We start from the raw sequence: 19,177 nt of genomic DNA, 5'->3' as shown, positions 1-19,177 counted from the left end.
TCAGACCTTCGCTCTCGTCCAGGTGGTCAGGGCGCGCCCGACCAGTGCCAGCAGGCCGTCCAGCACGAACGCCAGCAACACCGCGAGCGCGCCGGCGCCGATGAACTGGGTGTTGAACGGGGACGAGATCGCCTTGAGGATGGGCGACCCGAGCCCGGCGTCCACGACGAAGGCGGCGATGGTCGCGATGCTCACGGTCAGCACCGTCGCGACCCGCAGCCCGGAGATGATCGACGGGATAGCCAGCGGCAACTCCACCATGCGCAGGATCTGGCCGGAGTCCAATCCCATTCCGCGAGCCGCTCGCTTGGCGTCGTCCGGCACGCCCAGCAGTCCTGCCAGCACCGCCCGGAAGAGGATGACCAGGGTGAAGCACACCAGCGCGATCTCGACGGTGACCATGGTCAGCCCGGTGATCGGGACGAGAAGCTGGAAAAGCGCGAGTGGCGGCAAGGTGTACAGGAACGTGGCGACGGCGCCGAAGGGCGAAGACAGCCATGCCCGTCGGTAGGCGAGCACCGCGGCGATGAAGGAGATGGCGAACCCGACAGCCACGGCGACGACCGTCATGACGACGTGCTCGAGCAGTGCCGGCTGGAACACCTCCGGCCACTGCTGGACGAACCAGTCAGTGCAGAAGACGCCGTTGTCGATGACGCACCGGGAGGCGTCACCGTAGTCGGGGATCTCGGGATCGCCGGGTGTCGCAATACCGCTCATGCGGCTCCCTCGGATACGTCGGGCTGGAGCAGCCGGGCGACGGGGACCGCGCGCTCGGGCGTCTCGCCGTCGGCGACGATGACGCCGTCGGCACGTTCGGCCGTGGCGCAGGACAGCGCCTCGCGCGCCGTCGTGCCCGCCGGGAGCCTCGGCCAGTCCGGCAAGGGCTCACGCTGCTCCCCGGCCAGGTCGCCCAGGCGGTAGAGACCGAGCCGCTTCAGCCCGCGCTCGGCACCGAGGAACGAGGCTACGAAGTCGTCGGCAGGCTCGGCGAGCAGGTCTTCCGGCGGCCCGAGCTGAGCGAGCAGTCCACCCGGCCGCAGCACGGCGATCTTGTCGCCCATCTTGATGGCCTCGTCGATGTCGTGGGTGACGAACACCGTCGTCTTGCCGACGGCACGGTGAATCGCCAGGAATTCGTCCTGCACGGCGGTACGGGTGATCGGGTCGAGCGCACCGAACGGCTCGTCCATCAGCATCAGCGGGGGGTCGGCGGCGAGAGCCCGGGCGATCCCCACGCGCTGCTGCTGACCGCCGGAGAGCTGGCCGGGGTAGCGGGCCCGCCATTGCGCGGTCGGAGTCAGGCCGACGAGCTCGAGGAGCTCGTCGGTCCGCGCGTCGATCCGGGCTGCGGACCACCCGAGGATCCTCGGGACCACTGCGATGTTCTGCGCGACGGTCATGTGGGGGAACAGCCCGGTCTGCTGGATCGCGTACCCGATCTTCCGGCGCAGCTCGATCGCGCCGATGTCGGTGATGCTGGTCTCGCCGATCCTGATGTCGCCACTGGTGAGGTCGATCAGGCGATTGATCAGCATGAGGGCCGTGGTCTTGCCGCCGCCGGAGGGTCCGACGAGGCAGAGAAGCTCACCGGCCTCGACCGTCAGGCTGAGCGCATCGAGCGCGGGTGTCTCGGACCCGGGGTAGATCTTCGTCGCGCGGTCGAAGGTGATGGAGACCGACCGCTCGGTGCGCTCCGGCCCGGTGGTTCGGTGCTGGGATTCGTTCACGGGGTGCCTCACAGCAGGTCGTTGGCTTCGAGGAATCGGCGTGCGACCTGAGCGGGGTCGAGCCTGTTGATCGCCGACGCCTCGTTCATGGCCTGGACGGCCTCGAGGGTCAGCAGCGAGCTCATCGTGTTGAGCAGGTCCGGCACGTCCTGACCGACGCGATCGAGGAGGTCGTCACGCACGCACGGCACGACGTTCTGGAAGCCGAACAGGTTCTTCGTGTCCTCGAGGACGACGAGATCGGACCGCAGCAGCTGCGGGTCGGTGGTGAACACGTCGGCGGCGTCGATCTCGCCGTTCTCCAGGGCCTGGTAGTTCAGCCCGATGCTCAGCGTTCGGAGGTTCATGTTGGGGAGGCGGTAGGTCTCGACGATCGCCTCGTATCCCTGCCCGCCGGAGACGTTGTCCGGGTACGTCGAGTAGGTGAACTCCCCGATGCCGCGCAGGTCGTCGATGGTGCGCAGGTTGTGCCGGGCGGCGAACTCGCGCGTGACGGCGATCGCGTTCTTGTTCTCGAACGGGGTGGCGTCCAGCACGGTCACACCGCGCGAGGCCTCGAACTCCCGAGCGAGGTCGAGGGTCTGCTCGGCCGACTCCATGAGGTCCTCGTGCCCGGCGAGCGACATCACGATCACGCCCGTGTACTCGGGGTACAGATCGATCTGACCGCTCGTCAGTGCGGCGTCGATCAGCTCGGAGGAGCCCACGTTGGTCTTCAGGTCGACCTGATAGCCGAGGGCGCGCAGCGCCTGGGCGTAGAGCTCACCGTTGATCCAGCTCTCGGCGAACCCCTTGGAGCCCACGGTGACCGTGCCTTCTCCCTTGCCGGTCGCCATGCCGCAGCCGCCCAGTGCCGCGAGACCGGCGGCGCCGACCGCCGCGGAGAGCACACCGCGGCGGGAGACGCGCGGGGAACCAGGTCGCCGCTGCGGGGAACCGGGCAGCGCGTGGTCCGGTGTCATGTCTCTCATGGGAGCCTCAGTTCAGATCGCGCGGGATCACCGCACTGGTACTGCGCGACCTGACCTGGCGGCCGTTCTCCAGCGCGATCATCTCGTTGGTCACGGTGAACGTCGTCTCGTCCCCGAACATCCGGCTCACGGTCCGCAGCTCCACGTCCCAGGGCTCGGCCGCAAGATCCGCAGGCCCCGAGCGCCCCGGCTCGGTCGGCGCCTTCCCGCCGGGACGACGGAGCCGGATGACGCGCCGGCATTCGGCCGTCGGCGAGGTGGCGTCGTCCTCCCGACGGTGGTAGGAGTCCTCCTCCGAGGAGAAGTAGTGGAGCCCGTCGGTGTGATGGGTCGACCAGGACTCGGAGTACGTGGTGATCGTGACGTCGGAGTCGACGAGGTCTTCGGTGAGCGTCCGGCGCATGGGTGAGCCACCCGTTTCGATCGCGCCCGAGGCGTGTGCCGGCGGCGCGCGGAACTCGTCCTGGGTGTACGTGTCGTCCCCGCGGCGTCGGACCGGGAGGGTCAGTGTGACGGGGCCGTCGAGGGTGAGCTCGCTCCGTCCTGCCGTCGGCCAGAGGATCGGCCAGTAGCTCGCCGAGATGCTCACGCGAATGCGGTGGCCCGGCGAGAACCGGTGTGCGGTGGACAACAGCGGGACACGGACGGTCACCGCTTCCGACGGGGCCAGCGGCCGCGGGTTCTCGTGCGAGTCGTGGTGGGTCACGTTGAACAGGCCCATGGTGAGCAGGCGGGACTCGCCCGTGGGGCCGACGTCGGTGAGCCGGACGGCGAGGTGCCCGCGATCGCTGCTGGGCCGGACGGTGAGCTCGACCTCCGGCGTCCCGAGGATCTCCACCGGTGCGTCCTCGTCGGGCTGCCAGGTCGCGGTCCAGGACCGCGCGTCGTCGCCCGACTGATCCAGCGGCTGTCCGGCCGCGGCACCGAACTGCAGCCAACTGCCCGCACGGTGCCCGAGCATGGCGGTGCTCGGCAAGGTCTGCGGGCCGTCGACGACGGCGTCGGACGAGTGATAGCCGACACGGTCCACGTCCGGTGAGGGCCACCGCTGTTCGCTGACCCAGCGACCAGGGCGGGACGTGGTATCCGAACCGATCGGGGCTGAGTCCGGGATGTACGCGCGAAGCTGGGGCTGGGCGTCGACCCCGTTGTCCACACCGCGCATCCAGTGGTCCCACCACCGGACCGACTCGGCGATGAAGTCGATGGCCGGTCCGGGGACGCCCTGGTGCGGGTAGTTGTGCGACCACGGTCCCAGCAGGGCGTGGACGGGTGCCTGGGCGTTCTCCATCAGCCGGAACAGGGTGGTGCGGTATTCGTCGAGGAGACCGCCGACGGCGAGCACCGGCACCTGAATGGCCGACCAGTCCTCACACACCGAACCGTGTTTCCAGTACGCGTCGCGACGTTGGTGACTGAGCCAGTCCTCGATGTTCGACGGCGCCTGGTCGATCCGTTCGAACCAGTTCTCGCGCCATCTCTCGCCGACGACCTTGGGGTCAGCGGGTCGGGCGTTGTACGCGAACATGGTGGACGCCCAGGACAGCATCTCCGATCCCACGATCGCGCCGCCGTTGTAGTGGACGTCGTCGGCGTACCGGTCGTCCGTGGAGCAGACGGTGATGACCGCGGCGAGCTCCGGCGGGCGCCGGGCCGCGATCTGCAGCCCGTTGAAGCCGCCCCACGACTTCCCGATCATGCCGACCTTGCCGTTGGACCAGCGCTGACGACCGATCCAGCGCAGCACCTCGACGCCGTCGGCGAGCTCGGACTCGGCGTACTCGTCCGCCATCACCCCGTCCGAGTCGCCCGAGCCGCGTAGATCGACGCGGATGGAGGCGTAGCCGGCCTTCGCGAACTCCGGGTGGATGGTGAGGTCGCGCGGCGCGGTCATGTCGTTCTTGCGGTACGGGATGTACTCGAGAACGGACGGCACGGGTGAGTTCTGGGCGTCGGCGGGAAGCCAGATACGGGCCGCGAGTCGCGTGCCGTCGGCCAGCGGGATGGTCACGTGCTCGAGAACCGTCACGTGTTTCGGGTCCGTGCGGAATCGTGCTGAGTCGGAGGGGGACGGCATGGTCCGCACCGTAACGGCGGCCGCGCTGTCAGCATAATTTGCACTTTTCTGCATAATCTGTGCATAGATGACCGCGGCCGGCGGATATCCGGTCAGCGCTGTGCGGCTCGGAACGCCTCGACGGTCTCCGGCCGGCCGAGCAGGTCGACCTCGGCCTCGTCACGGCGGCCGAGCGTATACAGCGCCAGCTCCACCGGGTCACCGACCACGGCCACCGCGTCCGTCCGCCGGCGCACGGTCCGCCGCGGTCCGCCCGGAACGACGTGCACCACCCCTGTCGGACTCGACCGGTGCGCGAGCCGGGCCATCGGTCCCAGCCGTTCCCACACCGCGCGCACCATGTCGGTGGGCAGTACGCGGGGTTCGGCCGGCTCCGGCCCGCCGCGACGCACGTCCTCGTGGTGGACCACGTACTCGATGAGGTTGGTGGTCTCGGCCGCCCACGAGAACGGCGACCAGCGCGGTGGACCGGCGGCGAAACGGTCGACGAGATCCCGGTACGGCGGTGCGTCGGGACCGTCGAGAAGTGCGTTGAGACTCGGCTCGTCACCCACCGCTGCCGTCCCGTCCCGCAGGGCGGCGGCCGGCCGGTGCTCGCGGCTGACGAGATGGGCGACCAGCCGGTGCACGGTCCAGCCCTCGCAGAGGGTGGGGGCGGCCGGGTCGGTGGCGTGGAGCGTCCGGACGAACGCCGCACGCTCGGCCTCCGCCCACGACGGCGCGGCCCCGCCCCGATCGGTCGACGCCCGGTGGGCATCTGCCTGGCTGGTCATGCGTCCTCCCGACGTCGACGACGACACGTGCGTGACAAGATTCTCTGGTGCCACCGACATCCGCACTAGCCCCCGAGATCGCCGAGCGCCTCAAGCGGGACGAGCATGGCCTCGTCGCCGCCGTCGTCCAGCAGCACGACACCGGCGAGGTGCTCATGGTCGGGTGGATGGACGACGAGGCCCTCCACCGGACCCTCACCACCGGCCGTGCGACGTTCTGGTCACGTTCGCGCAGCGAGCTCTGGCGCAAGGGCGACACCTCCGGCCACACCCAGCACGTGAAGTCCGTGGCGCTCGACTGTGACGGCGACGCCCTGCTCGTCCGGGTCGACCAGGTGGGGCCCGCCTGCCACACCGGCACACGGACGTGCTTCGAGGCGGGCGGCGACCTGGGCGCCGTGGTGGGCGACCGGGACGACGCCCGAGGGCAGAAGGGAGAGCGAGCATGACCGCTTCGGCGTCCACGCACGAGTCGACGACGCGCCCGCCCGCGCAGGTCCCCGACCTCGCCTGGGGCCGGACCTGGCCGAGCCTTCCCGAGTTCCGTGCGATGGCCGCGGACCGCCGTGTCATCCCGGTGGTCCGTCGGTTGCTGGCCGACGACCTCACTCCCACCGGCGTCTACCGGCAGCTCGCCGGCGGCCGCCCGGGTACGTTCATCCTGGAGTCGGCCGAGCACGACGGCGTCTGGTCCCGGTGGTCGTTCGTGGGCGTCTCCTCGCGCGCGACGCTGACCTCGCGCGAGGGCCAGGCGGCCTGGACGGGCGACGTGCCCGTCGGCATCCCGACATCCGGACCGGTGCTCGACGTCCTCGCCGCGGCCTTGGAGGCGCTGCGCACACCGGCCCTGCCAGGGCTGCCGCCGCTCACGGGCGGCCTGGTCGGCGCGCTCGGCTGGGACGTGCTGCGCCAGTGGGAGCCGACTCTGCGGGCGCTCGCCCCGGCCGAGCACGACACGCCCGACGTCGCCCTCTGCCTGGCCACGGACATGGTCGCCCTCGATCATCACGACGGCTCCGTGTGGCTCATCGCCAACGCCGTCAACGCGGACGACACGGACGACCGTGTGGACGAGGCGTACACCGACGCGCTCGCGCGTCTCGACGCCATGGCTGCGGGACTGACCCGCCCGAGCGTGAGCGCGGCCGCCGCGCGCAGCGACGTCACCGAGCCCGAGCTGCGCTTCCGCACCCGCCGCGAGGACTTCGAGGACGCCGTGCGAGCCGCCAAACAGGCCGTCCGGGACGGCGAGGTCTTCCAGGTGGTCCTGTCCCAACGGCTCGACATCGACTGCCCGGCGGACCCGCTCGACGTCTACCGGGTGCTGCGCACCATCAACCCGAGCCCGTACATGTACTACCTGCGGCTGCACGGCGGTGCCGGCGAGGACGAACCCGGCGGTCCCGGCGACTTCTCCGTGGTCGGCTCCAGTCCCGAGACGCACGTGCGCGTCCAGGACGGTGAGGTGACCATGTTCCCGGCCGCGGGGTCCCGACCCCGGGGCGGGAGTCCGACCGAGGACAAGGACCTGGGCGAGGACCTGCTCGCCGACCCCAAGGAACGCTCCGAGCACGTCATGCTCGTCGACCTGGTCCGCAACGACCTGACGAAGGTCTGCGACCCGGAGACCGTCGACGTCGTCGACTTCATGGCGATCCACCGCTACAGCCACATCATGCACCTGGTCTCCACCGTCGTCGGCCGGCAGCGCGCGGGGACCACCGCACTGGACTGTCTCACCGCGACCTTCCCTGCCGGCACTCTCTCCGGCGCCCCGAAACCGCGAGCGATCGAACTCATCGACGACCTCGAACCGGTCCGCCGCGGCATCTACGGCGGCGTCGTCGGGTACTTCGACCTCGACGGCAACGCCGATCTCGCCATCGCGATCCGCACCGCGGTCATCTCCGGTGGCCGGGCCACGGTCCAGGCCGGCGCCGGGATCGTGGCGGACTCCGACCCGGCCACCGAGTATCAGGAGAGCCGCAACAAGGCGGCCGCGGCCGTGCGGGCCGTCCAGATCGCCGCCGGCCTCCGCGAGGTCGCGTCCAGGTGAGCCGGCTCGCCGACCGACTCACCCGCAGCCGGCTCGTGCTGTCGGTGCTCGCGCTCGCGGCGCTCCTCGCCGGGTCGGGCTCACCGGCGTGGGCCCGCGCACACGTGACGACCGTGCTCGGCCCCGAGCCGGTCTCCGTCTCCGGGACGACGGCGGCACCCGCGCTGGCGGCCACAGCGTTGGTCGCCGGTGCGGCGGGACTGGCGGTCGCCCTCGGACGCCGGGTCGGCGCACTCCTCGGCGGTCTCGCCCTGCTCGGTTCGGCCGTGGCCGTCGTCGCCGTGGTGAGCGGGTTCCTCAGCGATCCCGCGACCCCGGTGCGCCGCGCCGCCGGCGAGATCAGCGGTGTCCCGGAACTCACCGGCGCCGTCGACGTCACGCCCTGGCCCTATCTGACGTTCGTTCTCGCGGCCGCGCTCGCCTTGGCGGGCGTCGGCATCATCGCGTTCTCCGGCCGGTGGAGCGCCACCGGGCGTCGGTTCGAACGCGCCCGGCCCGTGCCGGAGGAGCTGGCGCGCGGTGGCGCCGAGCAGCCGTCGTCGCTCGCTCGGGAGACCGACGAGCGCCACCGGTCGATGGACGACTGGGACGCTCTGGGTCGGGGAGAGGACCCCACCGCCGAGGGGGACGGTGACGGCGGCCGCGCACGCTGAGCCCGCCGTCGCATGCACAGCGCGGGCGGCCTGGTCCGATAGGCTGGGCGGTGCCCGGAACGACCCAGGAGAGACCCGTGCCGCAGATCCCGCAGCCGCAGACCTACACGCTGCCGCCCGCCTCGCCGTCGCACCATCACGGCCGGACCGTCGCTGCGTGGATCCTGGCGGTGGGCGTCACGATCGCCACGCTGGTGGCGGGCATCGGCATGATCTTCTCCGAGATGACCGTGATCTACGTCGGCGCCGGCATCGGCGCCGCCGCGATCATCGTGAGCATCATCGCTCGGGCGGCGCGTCCCGGCCGGTCCGACGGCGAGGACGCGAAGCGATCCGCGGACTGGTACGGCAACTGACCGCCGGCCGACCCGCTGCCGGAGCCCTCGACCACGGCGAGCCTCGTCACGTGGCCGTCCGTCTCCCGTCCGGATAGACGCCACGGCGTACTGAGCACGCTCCCGCGCGGCCTACGATGAGATCTCGGACGGTCGAAGGAAGGGAGCGCGCCTCGTGACCGTGCTCGAAGACATCGTCGCCGGGGTCCGCGAGGATCTCGCGGACCGGCAGGCACGCCGCCCGCTCGAGAGCCTCAAGGAGGCCGTGGCGGCGCGCCCGAGCGCCCGCGACGGGGTGAGCGCCCTGCGTGGCGGCAGCGGAGCGCTGACGATCATCGCGGAGGTCAAGCGGTCCAGCCCGTCCAAGGGGGCGCTCGCGGACATCGCCGACCCGGCCGGACTGGCCACCGAGTACGAGGCCGGCGGTGCCGCCGCCGTCTCCGTGCTCACCGAACGCCGGCGTTTCGGCGGATCGCTCGAGGACCTCGAGTCCGTGCGGGAGACCGTCGAGATCCCCGTGCTCCGGAAGGACTTCGTCGTCAGCCCGTACCAGGTGTGGGAGGCCCGGGCGCACGGAGCCGACCTCGTCCTGCTGATCGTCGCCGCCCTCGAGCAGCCGGTGCTGACCGGGCTCGTCGAGCGGGTCCACTCGCTCGGCATGACCGCCGTCGTCGAGGCGCACGACCGCGACGAGGCTCGGCGGGCCCTCGACGCCGGTGCGCGGGTCATCGGCATCAACGCCCGCGACCTGCACACCCTCGAGGTTGACCGGTCGGTGTTCCCGGACGTCGCCGACGTGGTCCCGGACGACGTCGTCCGCGTCGCCGAGTCGGGAGTCCGCGGCCCGCACGACGTCCTGGACTATGCGCGCGCCGGCGCCCACGCCGTCCTGGTCGGGGAGGCGCTCGTCACGGGTGGCAACCCCCGTGCCGCGGTCGCCGACATGGTCGCTGCCGGCTCTCATCCCTCCCTGCGGACGGTGCGGCGATGAGCGGCGCACGGCCCGGGACCGGGGAGGTCGCGCTGCCACGTCACCTCGGCCACGTCGACGGTCCGTACTTCGGCGAGTTCGGCGGACGCTACGTCCCCGAGGCCCTCGTCGCCGCGCTCGACGACCTCACGGACGCGTGGGAGAAGCTCAAGGTGGACCCCTCCTTCCTCGAGGAGATGGATCGCCTGAACCGCACGTACACCGGCCGGCCGAGCATCATCACCGAGGTGCCCCGCTTCGCTGAGCACGCGGGCGGCGCCCGGATCATCCTCAAGCGCGAGGACCTCAACCACACCGGCTCGCACAAGATCAACAACGTCCTCGGCCAGGCGCTGCTCACCCGCAAGATCGGCAAGAAGCGCGTCATCGCCGAGACCGGCGCCGGTCAGCACGGCGTCGCCACCGCGACCGCCGCCGCCCTGCTCGGCCTCGAGTGCACCGTGTACATGGGGGAGGAGGACGTGAGGCGCCAGGCGCTCAACGTCGCCCGCATGCGGCTGCTCGGCACCGAGGTGGTCCCAGTCTCCACCGGCTCGCGCACGCTCAAGGACGCCATCAACGAGGCCTTCCGCGACTGGGTCACCAACGTGCAGACCACGAACTACGTCTTCGGCACCGCGGCCGGGCCGCATCCGTTCCCCGCCATGGTCCGGGACCTGCAGAAGATCATCGGCGAGGAGGCTCGCGCGCAGGTCCTCGACCTCACCGGCGCGTTGCCGGACATCGTCTGCGCCTGCGTCGGCGGCGGCTCGAACGCCATCGGCATCTTCAACGCCTTCCTCGACGACGACGGCGTCCGCCTCGTCGGTCTGGAAGCAGCCGGCGACGGTGTGGAGACGGGCCGGCACGCCTCCTCGATCACCGGTGGCGATCCCGGCGTGCTGCACGGCGCCCGCACGTTCGTCCTGCAGGACGAGGATGGCCAGACCAAGGAGTCGCACTCCATCTCCGCCGGGCTGGACTATCCCGGCGTGGGGCCCGAGCACTCCTGGCTCTCCGAGATCCACCGCGCCGAGTACCAGCCGGTCACTGACGCCGAGGCCATGGACGCCTTCCAGCTGCTGTGCCGGACCGAGGGCATCATCCCGGCCATCGAGTCCGCCCACGCTCTCGCCGGGGCGATCCGCCTCGGCACCGAGGCGAAAGCCGCCGGCCAGGCGCCGCCGACCATCCTGGTCAACCTCTCGGGACGCGGCGACAAGGACGTCGAGACCGCGGCGCACTGGTTCTCGCTGCTCGAGGAGGAGACCCCGCATGAGTGAGGCGCTCGCCTCGGAGACCTCGGCTGGCTCGCACACCGCGGCGGCGCTGGACCGCGCCCGCCAGGACGGCGGAGCCGCCCTGGTCGGCTACCTCCCGGTCGGGTTCCCCGACGTCGAGACGTCCGTGCGGGCCGCCCGCACGCTGGTCGCCGCCGGCGCCGAGGTGATCGAGCTCGGGCTGCCGTACTCCGACCCCGGCATGGACGGTGTCGTGATCCAGCAGGCAGCCCAGGCCGCACTCGACGGCGGCGTGCGCACCGCCGACGTGCTGCGCGCCGTCGACCAGGTCGCTCAGACCGGCGCCGCGGTCCTGGTCATGACGTACTGGAACCCGGTGCACCGCTACGGCGTCGACGCCTTCGCACGGGACCTGGCCGCCGCCGGCGGCGCCGGCCTGATCACCCCGGACCTCATTCCGGACGAGGCCGGCGAGTGGATCGCCGCCTCCGACGCCCACGGCCTGGATCGTGTCTTCCTCGTGGCGCCCAGCTCCACCGACGAACGGCTGGCGATGACGGCGCAGGCGTGCCGCGGGTTCGTCTACGCGGCCTCGACCATGGGCGTGACCGGGACCCGGGCCAACGTCGATTCTGCCGCCCGCACCCTCGTCGAACGTACCCGCCGGGCCGGCGGTGAACGCGTGTGCGTCGGACTCGGGGTCTCCACCGGCACGCAGGCCGCCGAGATCGCCGAGTACGCCGACGGCGTGATCGTCGGGTCGGCTTTCGTGCGCACACTGCTCGACGGCAGCGGAGACCTCGAGACCGCGCTGACCGATCTCGAAACGCTCGCCGCGGAGCTCGCCACCGGCGCGCACCGCGGGAAGTAGGCTTCGTCCGGTGTTGACGCCGCTCGCCTCCCTCCCCAGCCCTCCCGTCGGTGAGTGGCAGCTCGGGCCTGTCCCGATCCGCGCGTACGCGATCTGCATCCTGCTGGGCATCGTCGTCGCGCTGTGGATGCTGGAACGGCGCTACACCGCCCGCGGCGGCCCGCGGGACACCGCACTCGACGTCGCCTTCTGGATGGTGCCGGCCGGCATCGTCGGGGCACGGATCTACCATGTGCTGTCCTCGCCGGACGCCTACTTCGGGCCCGACGGCAACCTCGTCCGGGCCCTGTTCATCTGGCAGGGCGGACTCGGGATCTGGGGTGCCGTCGCGGCCGGGGCCGTGGCGGCGTGGCTCGCCCTGCGGCGGAAGGGCCTGCGGCTCGGGCCGTTCGCTGACGCCCTCGCTCCCGCGCTCCTCGTGGCCCAGGCGATCGGCCGACTCGGCAACTGGTTCAACCAGGAACTCTATGGCGGTCCCACCACCTTGCCGTGGGGTCTCGAGATCGATCCGGCTCACCTCGTCGGCGGGTACCCGCCCGGCACGCTCTTCCACCCGACGTTCCTCTACGAGCTCGTGTGGAACCTCCTCGCTGCGTTCGTCCTCATCCGCCTCGAGAAACGCTTCCGTCTCGGCGGCGGCCGCGTCTTCTGGCTCTACGTCATGCTCTACACGCTGGGTCGGGTGTGGATCGAGATGCTGCGCATCGACGAGGCGGAGATGGTGCTCGGTCTGCGGTTGAACGTGTGGACCTCGATCGCGCTGTTCGTCGTGGCCCTTGTGATCTTCGTCGTCCTCGGCCGACGGCAGGCGCGTGCCCGGGAGAACGGGACCGGAACCGGTGACCGCCTCGTCGACCGGGTGGTCGACGACCGCCTGGACCCGATGGTGCAGACCCCGCGCGCGGCCGCCGTCGAGTCGGTGTGGCTCCCCGGCCGGGAGCCTGTCACCGAGGGCACCGTCGCCGCCGAGGGCACCGCGGGCACCACAGACGACGCCGAGGACCGGGGCGACACGCCAGGCCGGCCCGAGGAGGTGCGCACGGGTGAACCGGCGGGACCTGCCGGGACGGCCGTGGACTCCGACGCGGGCGATGACCGACCGGAGTCTCGCGGCACCACGACTCACCCGTGACGACGTACAGTGCTCGTGCTTGACATGCGCGGCCCGTCGCCCGTTCGCTTGTCCTACGCACCACGGTTTCACCAGCCGTGTGTCAAGAATGTGGACGCTTTTTGTTACGTCGTCGTCATCGGCGAGTAACATCGCCCCACCACGGGACGACGAGGACCCACCAGCACGCACGACGATGCGGAGTCGTCCCGCAAGGACCGCTCCGCAGTGAGGGAGAACGCTGATGGAGCAGGCGCAGCAGACGCAGGAGGCATCCGTGATGTCGCCCGCTGCCCGCACGCCCGGCGGCACGGGGCTGTACCAGCCCGACCGCGAGCACGACGCGTGCGGCGTCGCCTTCGTGGCCACCCTGCGCGGCGCCCCCGGTCGCGACATCGTCGATGCCGGTCTGACCGCGTTGCACAACCTGGATCACCGTGGCGCCGTCGGCGCCGAGGAGAACACCGGTGACGGTGCGGGCATCCTCACGCAGATCCCGGACGCCTTCCTCCGTGAGGTGGTCGACTTCGCGCTGCCACCCGCCGGCCGGTACGCCGTCGGCACGGTGTACCTGCCGACGGAGGCCGAGGCGGCGCGTGAGGTCGCCGAGACGTTCGAGACGATCGCTGCCGAGGAGGCCCTGCGGGTCCTCGGCTGGCGTGATGTGCCGACCGACCCGTCGATGATCGGTCCGAGCGCGCTGGCCGCCATGCCGACGTTCCGGCAGATCTTCGTCACCGCCGCCGAGAACTCCGGCGCGGAACCGTCGACCATGGACCTGGAGCGGATGGTGTATCGGCTTCGCAAGCGGGCCGAGCACGCCACCGGCGTCTACGTCGCCTCCCTGTCCTGCCGCACCTTGGTCTACAAGGGCATGCTGACCACGGACCAGCTCCAGCCGTTCTTCCCGGACCTGTCCGACGAGCGGTTCGTCTCCGAGCTGGCCCTCGTGCACTCCCGGTTCTCGACCAACACCTTCCCGTCGTGGCCGCTGGCGCACCCGTTCCGCCTCGTCGCCCACAACGGGGAGATCAACACCATCCGGGGCAACCGGAACTGGATGACGGCACGCGAGGGCATGCTCGCCTCGGACGTCCTCGGGGACGTCGAGGACCTGCTGCCGGTGTGCACCCCGGGTGCCTCGGACTCGGCCACCTTCGACGAGGTCCTCGAGCTGCTCCACCTCGGCGGCCGATCGCTGCCGCACGCGATGCTCATGATGATCCCGGAGGCCTGGGAGAACAGCGAGCACATGGACCCCGCGCTGCGGTCCTTCTACGAGTACGCCTCGACGATCATGGAGCCCTGGGACGGCCCGGCCGCGGTCACCTTCACCGACGGCACGCTCATCGGCGCCGTCATGGACCGCAACGGCCTGCGACCCGGCCGGTACTGGGTCACCGACGACGGGCTGGTGGTCCTCGCCTCCGAGTCGGGCGTGCTCGACCTCGACCCGGCCCGCGTGTGCCGCAAAGGCCGGCTGGAGCCGGGCCGGATGTTCCTCGTCGACACCGGGGAGGGGCGCATCGTCCCGGACGAGGAGATCAAGAGGTCGCTCGCGGACGCCCGCCCGTACGGCGCATGGCTCGAGGAGGGGCTGGTTCGCCTCGAGGACCTTCCGCCGCGTGACCACGTGGACCACTCGCGGCTGTCGGTGGTCCGGCGTCAGCAGACCTTCGGCTTCACCGAGGAGGAACTGCGCATCCTGCTCGCACCCATGGCGGCCACCGGGGCAGAGGCCATCGGTTCCATGGGCACGGACACCCCGATCGCCGTGCTCTCCGCGCGGCCACGGCTGTTGTTCGACTACTTCACCCAGCTGTTCGCGCAGGTGACGAACCCGCCGCTGGACGCCATCCGCGAGGAACTGGTCACTTCACTCGGCAGCGCGATCGGCCCCGAACCGAACATGCTCGCGGACTCGCCGAGTCACGCCCGCAAGGTGGTCCTTCCGTTCCCGACCATCGACAACGACCAGCTGGCTCAGCTCAAGCACATCGGCCGCAGCCCGGAGAATGGGAAGGGCTTCTCCACCGTCACCATCGAGGGGCTCTACCGGGTCTCCGGCGGTGGCGCGGCCCTCAAGGCGCGCCTGGACGAGATCTGCGACGAGGTGGACAACGCCATCGACGCTGGCGTGAGCTTCATCGTGCTCTCGGACCGGGAGTCGACCGCCGAGCTCGCGCCGATCCCCTCACTGCTGCTCACCTCCGCGGTGCACCACCACACCCTGCGCAAGCACACCCGCACCAAGATCTCGCTGATCGTCGAGGCGGGTGACGTGCGCGAGGTGCACCACGTGGCCCTGCTCATCGGCTACGGCGCCGCCGTGGTCAACCCTTACCTGGCGATGGAGAGCGTCGAGCACCTCGTCCGCGAGGGCGTGGTCACCGGCGTCACCGGCGAGCAGGCCGTCAAGAACGTCATCAAGGCGCTGGGCAAGGGCGTGCTGAAGGTGATGTCCAAGATGGGCATCTCCACGGTCATGTCCTACCGCGGTGCGCAGGTGTTCGAGGCGATCGGCCTGTCCGAGGACCTGGTGCACGAGTACTTCACCGGAACGCCGAGCCCGCTCGGCGGCGTGGGCCTGGACGTCATCGCGGCGGAGGTCGCGGCCCGCCACGCCACGGCTTACCCGCCCTCCGGGATTGCGCCGGCGCACCGCACGCTGCGGATGGGCGGGGAGTACCAGTGGCGTCGCGAGGGAGAGCCGCACCTGTTCGATCCGGAGACGATCTTCCGGCTCCAGCACTCGACGAAGACCCGGCGTTACGACATCTTCAAGAACTACACCCGCGGCGTCGACGACCAGTCCCGCCGGTTGATGACACTGCGCGGACTGATGAAGCTGAGAACCGCGGACCGCGATCCGATCCCGATCGAGGAGGTCGAGCCGGTCAGTGAGATCGTCAAGCGGTTCTCCACCGGTGCGATGAGCTACGGCTCGATCTCGGCGGAGGCGCACGAGACGCTGGCGATCGCCATGAACCGGCTGGGCGCGAAGTCGAACACCGGTGAGGGCGGTGAGGACCCCGACCGCCTGCGCGACCCGGAGCGGCGATCGGCCATCAAGCAGGTCGCCTCGGGCCGGTTCGGCGTCACGGCGGACTACCTCACCCATGCCGACGACATCCAGATCAAGGTCGCCCAGGGTGCCAAGCCCGGCGAGGGTGGACAGCTGCCCGCGCACAAGGTCTACCCGTGGGTCGCCACCACCCGGCACTCCACCCCCGGCGTCGGCCTCATCTCCCCGCCGCCGCACCACGACATCTACTCGATCGAGGATCTCGCCCAGCTGATCCACGACCTGAAGAACGCCAACCCCGGCGCGCGGATCCACGTCAAGCTGGTCTCCTCCATCGGGGTCGGCACCGTGGCCGCGGGCGTGGCCAAGGCCCACTCCGACGTCGTCCTCATCTCCGGGCACGACGGCGGAACCGGGGCGAGCCCGCTCACCTCCCTCAAGCACGCCGGCGGGCCGTGGGAGATCGGCCTCGCCGAGACACAGCAGACCCTCGTCCACAACGACCTGCGTGACCGCATCGTCGTGCAGGCGGACGGACAGATGAAGACCGGTCGCGACGTCGTCATCGCCGCGCTGCTGGGTGCCGAGGAGTACGGCTTCTCCACCGCTCCGCTGGTCGTCGAGGGCTGCATCATGATGCGGGTGTGCCACCTGGACACGTGCCCGGTCGGCGTCGCCACGCAGAACCCGGAGCTGCGCGAGCGGTTCACCGGGCAGGCGGACCACGTGGTCAACTTCTTCGAGTTCATCGCCGAGGAGGTCCGCGAGTACCTCGCGTCCCTCGGACTGCGCTCGCTGGACGAGGCCATCGGCCAGGCCGACCTGCTCGACGTGACCGAGGCCGTCGACCACTGGAAGGCCTCCGGACTCGACCTCGGTCCGCTCCTGACCAAGCTCGAACCTCGCCCCGGCAGCGAGCTGCGGCAGGTGCGCGCCCAGGACCACGGCCTGGACAAGGCGCTGGACAACGACCTCATCGCCCGTTCCCGGCCCGCGATCGAGGACGGCGAACCGGTCCGGATCGATCTGCCGGTGCGGAACGTCAACCGGACGGTCGGCACCATGCTCGGGCACGAGATCACCAAGCGGCACGGCCCGGACGGCCTGCCGGACGGGACCATCGACATCACCCTGACGGGCTCGGCCGGACAGTCCTTCGGTGCCCTGCTGCCGCGTGGTGTGACGCTCCGCCTCGTGGGGGACACCAACGACTACGTCGGCAAGTCGCTCTCCGGGGGCCGCATCATCGTCCGTCCCGACGAGCGTTCGGAGTTTGCCGCCGAGGACAACGTCATCGCCGGGAACGTGGTCGCCTACGGCGCGACGTCCGGGGAGATCTTCCTCCGCGGGCGCGCCGGCGAGCGGTTCTGCGTGCGTAACTCCGGGGCGGTCGCCGTCGTCGAGGGGGTGGGTGACCACGCCGCCGAATACATGACCGGCGGGACCCTCGTGGTGCTCGGCACGACCGGCCGCAACTTCGGTGCGGGTATGTCCGGCGGTACCGCGTACGTGCTCGACCTCGACACGACGAAGATCAACGGGCCCGCGCTGGCCGCCGGTGAGCTCATCCTCTCCGGTCTGGACGCGGAGGACGTCTCGATCGTCGCCGACCTCCTCGGCCGGCACCTGGAGCTGACCGGTTCGACGGTCGCCGAGGAGCTCCTCGCGGACACCGAGGCGCTCGCCTCGCGGGTGACCAAGGTGCTGCCCCGCCAGTACGCCGCCGTCTCGGCCGCCCTCGTGCGGGCCACCGAGGACGGTCTCGACCCGGCCTCGCCCGACGTCTGGGCCTCGATCATGGAGGCATCTCGTGGCTGACCCCCAAGGCTTTCTCAAGTACCGCGAGCGGGAGCTGCCCAAGCGTCGCCCCGTTCCCGTCCGCATCCTCGACAACCGCGAGGTCTACACACGTCGGGTGGAGGATTCCCCGGCCCTGGTGCGGCAAGCGACCCGCTGCATGGACTGCGGCGTGCCGTTCTGCCACAACGGCTGTCCGCTCGGCAACCTCATCCCGGAGTGGAACGAGCTGACCCGGCGGGAGGACTTCGCCGGGGCGATCGAGCGGCTGCACGCGACGAACAACTTCCCCGAGTGGACCGGCCGGTTGTGCCCAGCCCCGTGCGAGACCGCGTGCGTGCTCGGCATCAACCAGCCGGCCGTGACGATCAAGTACATCGAGCAGTCGATCATCGACAACGCGTTCGACCTCGGGCTCGTCGAGCCGCAGATCCCCGACCGGTTGACGAACAACACGGTGGCCGTCATCGGCTCGGGCCCGGCCGGACTCGCGGCCGCGCAGCAGCTCACCCGGGCCGGCCACACCGTCGCCGTGTACGAGAAGGACGATCGCATCGGAGGACTGCTCACCTACGGCATCCCCGACTTCAAGATGGAGAAGGTCCAGGTCGACCGGCGGCTGGAGCAGATGGAGGCCGAGGGCACCCGATTCCGGCCGAGCGTCGACGTCGGCGGCAGCGGCGAGAACGCGCTGAGCGGGAAGGAACTGCTGGAACGCTACGACGCCATCGTGCTCGCCATGGGGTCGACCGTGCCGCGGGAGCTGCCGGTCCCCGGCCGCGAGTTCGGCGGGATCCACCCCGCGATGGACTACCTCGTCCAGCACAACCGCGTGGTGGCCGGCCGGCCCGTCGACGACCAGATCGTGGCGACCGGGAAGGACGTCGTCATCATCGGCGGTGGCGACACCGGCTCTGACTGCTACGGCACCGCTCTGCGCCAGGGTGCGACGTCCGTGACGCAGATCGACATCAATCCGATGCCCGGTGAGGAACGGCCGGGCGACCAGCCCTGGCCGACCTACCCGAAGGTCTACCGCGTCTCCACCTCGCACGAGGAGGGCGGCGAGCGGGTGTTCGGCGCGTCCACCGTCGAGTTCCTCTCCGACGGGTCGACGGGCCCGGGCCAGGTCAGCCACATCCGTCTGGTCGACGTCGTGCGCAGCCACGGCCATTCCGAGCCGATCGAGGGGACCGAGCGGGTCATCCCGGCCGGCCTGGTGCTGCTCGCACTCGGTTTCCAGGGCGTGCCGCGTGAGGGACTCGTCGAGCAGCTCGGCGTCGAGGTCGACGAACGGGGACGGATCGCGCGTGACGAGAGTTACGCCACATCCGTGCCCGGGGTGTTCGTCGCCGGGGACGCCGGTCGTGGCCAGTCGCTCATCGTCTGGGCCATCGCCGAGGGCCGCGCGGCGGCCGCCGCCGTCGACGAGTTCCTGCGGGGCGAGACGGAACTGCCCGCACCGGTCGCTCCATCGACCGTTGCCGTCTCCGCCTGAACGCCGCTGCGAGCCGGCGGTGCGGAGGTGTCCGAAGGTCGGAGAGCGGTCGGGCGAGCAGGCCTGGAC

At 70.8% G+C, this 19,177-nt stretch carries 15 protein-coding genes; 10 read left to right on the top strand and 5 right to left on the bottom strand.

The annotated features are described in order from the left end of the window. The 5 genes from ACFSE6_RS09280 to ACFSE6_RS09260 all read right to left on the bottom strand — a co-directional run bounded on the left by ACFSE6_RS09280 (nucleotide 1) and on the right by ACFSE6_RS09260 (nucleotide 5,551). Entirely contained in the window at nucleotides 1–720 is a 720-nt protein-coding gene (locus ACFSE6_RS09280) for an ABC transporter permease (protein ID WP_388005486.1), read from the bottom strand. Next, complete coding sequence (locus tag ACFSE6_RS09275; RefSeq protein ID WP_388005483.1) at nucleotides 717–1,742, bottom strand: ABC transporter ATP-binding protein; 1,026 nt, start codon at nucleotides 1,740–1,742, stop codon at nucleotides 717–719. The genes ACFSE6_RS09280 and ACFSE6_RS09275 overlap by 4 nt, the downstream gene beginning before the upstream one ends. Next, a complete protein-coding gene (locus ACFSE6_RS09270) occupies nucleotides 1,739–2,701 on the bottom strand; it encodes an ABC transporter substrate-binding protein (protein WP_388005480.1) in 963 nt (320 codons plus the stop codon). The genes ACFSE6_RS09275 and ACFSE6_RS09270 overlap by 4 nt, the downstream gene beginning before the upstream one ends. Before the next feature lie 7 nt (nucleotides 2,702–2,708). After that, nucleotides 2,709–4,778, bottom strand: coding sequence for a CocE/NonD family hydrolase (locus tag ACFSE6_RS09265; RefSeq protein ID WP_388005477.1), 2,070 nt, complete (start codon nucleotides 4,776–4,778; stop codon nucleotides 2,709–2,711). 92 nt (nucleotides 4,779–4,870) lie between these two features. Next, entirely contained in the window at nucleotides 4,871–5,551 is a 681-nt protein-coding gene (locus tag ACFSE6_RS09260; RefSeq protein WP_388005474.1) for a TIGR03085 family metal-binding protein, read from the bottom strand. Nucleotides 5,552–5,598: 47 nt separating this feature from the next. Here ACFSE6_RS09260 and hisI point away from each other — a divergent pair, with 47 nt between their 5' ends. The 10 genes from hisI to ACFSE6_RS09210 all read left to right on the top strand — a co-directional run bounded on the left by hisI (nucleotide 5,599) and on the right by ACFSE6_RS09210 (nucleotide 19,108). After that, on the top strand, nucleotides 5,599–6,000 hold the full coding sequence (gene hisI / locus ACFSE6_RS09255; protein WP_388005471.1) for a phosphoribosyl-AMP cyclohydrolase: 402 nt from the start codon (nucleotides 5,599–5,601) through the stop codon (nucleotides 5,998–6,000). After that, nucleotides 5,997–7,607 (top strand): anthranilate synthase component I, encoded by a 1,611-nt coding sequence (locus ACFSE6_RS09250; protein WP_388005468.1) that lies wholly within the window; start codon nucleotides 5,997–5,999, stop codon nucleotides 7,605–7,607. Before hisI ends, ACFSE6_RS09250 begins: the two co-directional genes overlap by 4 nt. After that, a complete protein-coding gene (locus ACFSE6_RS09245; protein WP_388005465.1) occupies nucleotides 7,604–8,260 on the top strand; it encodes a Trp biosynthesis-associated membrane protein in 657 nt (218 codons plus the stop codon). Before ACFSE6_RS09250 ends, ACFSE6_RS09245 begins: the two co-directional genes overlap by 4 nt. A 77-nt stretch (nucleotides 8,261–8,337) precedes the next feature. Beyond that, nucleotides 8,338–8,616 carry an HGxxPAAW family protein gene (locus ACFSE6_RS09240; RefSeq protein ID WP_388005462.1) on the top strand — a complete coding sequence of 93 codons (279 nt, stop codon included), beginning with the start codon at nucleotides 8,338–8,340 and terminating at the stop codon, nucleotides 8,614–8,616. A 154-nt stretch (nucleotides 8,617–8,770) separates the two neighbouring features. Then, entirely contained in the window at nucleotides 8,771–9,586 is an 816-nt protein-coding gene (gene trpC / locus ACFSE6_RS09235; protein ID WP_388005459.1) for an indole-3-glycerol phosphate synthase TrpC, read from the top strand. After that, the gene (gene trpB, locus ACFSE6_RS09230; RefSeq protein WP_388005456.1) at nucleotides 9,583–10,848 is read left to right on the top strand and encodes a tryptophan synthase subunit beta; all 1,266 of its coding nucleotides are present in this window, start codon (nucleotides 9,583–9,585) and stop codon (nucleotides 10,846–10,848) included. The genes trpC and trpB overlap by 4 nt, the downstream gene beginning before the upstream one ends. Beyond that, nucleotides 10,841–11,677, top strand: a complete 837-nt coding sequence (gene trpA, locus ACFSE6_RS09225; protein ID WP_388005453.1) for a tryptophan synthase subunit alpha — start codon at nucleotides 10,841–10,843, stop codon at nucleotides 11,675–11,677. Before trpB ends, trpA begins: the two co-directional genes overlap by 8 nt. 13 nt (nucleotides 11,678–11,690) lie before the next feature. Beyond that, nucleotides 11,691–12,809 (top strand): prolipoprotein diacylglyceryl transferase, encoded by a 1,119-nt coding sequence (gene lgt, locus ACFSE6_RS09220; protein WP_388005956.1) that lies wholly within the window; start codon nucleotides 11,691–11,693, stop codon nucleotides 12,807–12,809. 259 nt (nucleotides 12,810–13,068) lie between these two features. Further along, nucleotides 13,069–17,631, top strand: a complete 4,563-nt coding sequence (gene gltB / locus ACFSE6_RS09215) for a glutamate synthase large subunit (protein WP_465254139.1) — start codon at nucleotides 13,069–13,071, stop codon at nucleotides 17,629–17,631. Next, entirely contained in the window at nucleotides 17,624–19,108 is a 1,485-nt protein-coding gene (locus tag ACFSE6_RS09210; protein ID WP_388005447.1) for a glutamate synthase subunit beta, read from the top strand. The genes gltB and ACFSE6_RS09210 overlap by 8 nt, the downstream gene beginning before the upstream one ends. Nucleotides 19,109–19,177: the final 69 nt, after the last annotated feature.

The sequence above is a fragment of the Georgenia deserti genome, assembly GCF_042680605.1.
Taxonomy (GTDB): Bacteria; Actinomycetota; Actinomycetes; order Actinomycetales; family Actinomycetaceae; genus Allobogoriella; species Allobogoriella deserti.
This window is presented reverse-complemented; position numbering and strand designations above follow the sequence as displayed.